Below are 1,881 nucleotides of genomic sequence, written 5' to 3'. Positions count from 1 at the left end.
TCTCCACTTGGAGACGGTGCCCCGGCTTTAGGCCATGTTGAAAACATTCGGCTCGCTGATGCTGGCAACACCCTACGCGGTGACCTCGTAGACGTACCCGCATGGCTCGCAGAGATCATGGTCACCTCGTATCCACAACGCAGCATTGAAGCGACATTCAACTTCCACACCAATTCTGTGACTCACCGTTTCGTGCTCACCGGCTTGGCTCTCCTTGGGGCGTCGTGGCCCGCAGTCACAGACCTGGAATCGCTGAAAACCCTTTACCAACGAAAGGCGGCCTAACCATGGCACCTCGAATCATTGCCCTTCCATCCTCAGCACTACAGCAGTTCTTCCCCAATGATGAACACCTCAACCCATCAACCGACGAGATTGTTTACACCCTGGAAAACCCCCATGCCTTCGGCGGTGATGTCCCTGCATACAAGGACCCCTCGCACCTGGCCGCATGGCTCCATGGCTTCGCCACGATGAACAACCTCATCATCGAACAGACCAACCTCGAGAAGGGAAACTAACCCATGTCATCTTTCTACCCCGCATCCGCCGAGCTGAACAACGGTGTCCTATCCGTCGATCAGGCCCTTAACGATCCAACGATCATCGAACAGCGCGTCGCTGAACTCGCAGAGAAGAACCTCATCGTTGACAGCGTCTTCGCCCAGGGCGGTGAAGTCTCCGGAGGCACCGTGATTTATTCCAAGATCACCGAGAAGCACCTCTACACTGACAACGATGTCGCCGACCGCCAGCCCGGTGATGAATACCCGGTGCTCTACTCCACCCGCCCGGAATCCCAGCTTGCCCGCGTGATGGACTTCGGCGGCAAGTTCGCCACCTCCCATGAAGCCCGTAAGCGTAACCAGTCGATTGACTTTGACAACGACGTCACCCGCCTGGCTAACACCATCAGCCGCAAACTCAACCAGCGCGCCATTGAAACCATCGATGCTGCTATCACTGCCGGCGATGTGGTGGAACTCGGCTCAACCGCAGGGTGGGACAACATCATCCTCGACGGTGCCCCCGACACCATCACCGCCCCGCAGGAACGCCCAACGGCTGATCTCGCAAAGATCATCGCCCACGCGGACAACCTCGACATGGGCATCGTGTATAAGAAGCTGCTGGTCCACCCCGACACCCGCGCCAATCTCCGTATCGCCTACGGCACCAACATGAACGCCATGCTTTCTGACTTCGGACTCGAGCTGGTCAGTTCCAACCAGATGCCCTTCAACGAGGCGTATCTCGTTGACCCTGCCCAGGCCGGCTTCATCCGATACGAGGAGGGCCTGACTGTCACCAACTGGGACGACCCAGAACACCGCCAGACCTGGACCCAGGGATGGTGCATGCCAGTCATGGGCATCACCACCCCCGCTGCTATCGGTGTCATCCGCGGCATCGTCGGACCATAACCACACCTCGAGAAAGGAAAACACCCATGTATCAGAACATCATGCAGGACCGTTTCACCCCCGGAACTGACCTCACCGCCGTCGCCGACACCGCTGTCGTCGGCAAGACTTTCGTCGCAATAGCTGGCCCACTCAAGGGTGGCAACATCGTTGTCGAGACCGCCACCGCCGGCTCAGCTACCGCAGGTGTCGCCAAGTACGACGCTAAAGCCGGTGCCCTCGTTGGTGTCGCCCGTGGCTCATCCCGCGTCGTCACTGTCACCGCAGGTGCCACCATCACCGCAGGCACAGCCGTTGAAGTGGGGCCCGCCGGTAAAGCCATCCCAGCCACCACCGGGATCACCGTTGGTTACGCCGTGGACGATGCCGCCGACGCCACCGACGCCCTGATCTCACTGGCCAACTAAGGAGCAATCATGACCACCCCAGATCGCCCCCTGAACCAGAAGATCACCCT

General features: G+C 59.2%; 3 protein-coding genes and 1 pseudogene. All 4 read left to right on the top strand.

Translation table 11 applies throughout. From position 1 onward, the window contains the following. Positions 1-285, top strand: a pseudogene (locus H9627_RS14285) (hypothetical protein); the annotation flags it as partial. 2 nt (positions 286-287) lie between these two features. Continuing rightward, the gene (locus H9627_RS14055) at positions 288-521 is read left to right on the top strand and encodes a hypothetical protein (RefSeq protein WP_191734637.1); all 234 of its coding nucleotides are present in this window, start codon (positions 288-290) and stop codon (positions 519-521) included. A gap of 3 nt (positions 522-524) precedes the next feature. Next, entirely contained in the window at positions 525-1,424 is a 900-nt protein-coding gene (locus H9627_RS14050) for a major capsid protein (protein WP_191734636.1), read from the top strand. Positions 1,425-1,450: 26 nt separating this feature from the next. After that, positions 1,451-1,831 carry a capsid cement protein gene (locus H9627_RS14045; protein ID WP_191734635.1) on the top strand — a complete coding sequence of 127 codons (381 nt, stop codon included), beginning with the start codon at positions 1,451-1,453 and terminating at the stop codon, positions 1,829-1,831. The last annotated feature ends 50 nt before the right edge of the window (positions 1,832-1,881 follow it).

This window comes from Corynebacterium gallinarum (genome assembly GCF_014837045.1).
Lineage (GTDB): Bacteria > Actinomycetota > Actinomycetes > Mycobacteriales > Mycobacteriaceae > Corynebacterium > Corynebacterium gallinarum.
Note: the sequence above shows the minus strand (reverse complement) of the source record. Positions and strands in the feature narration are given on the sequence as shown.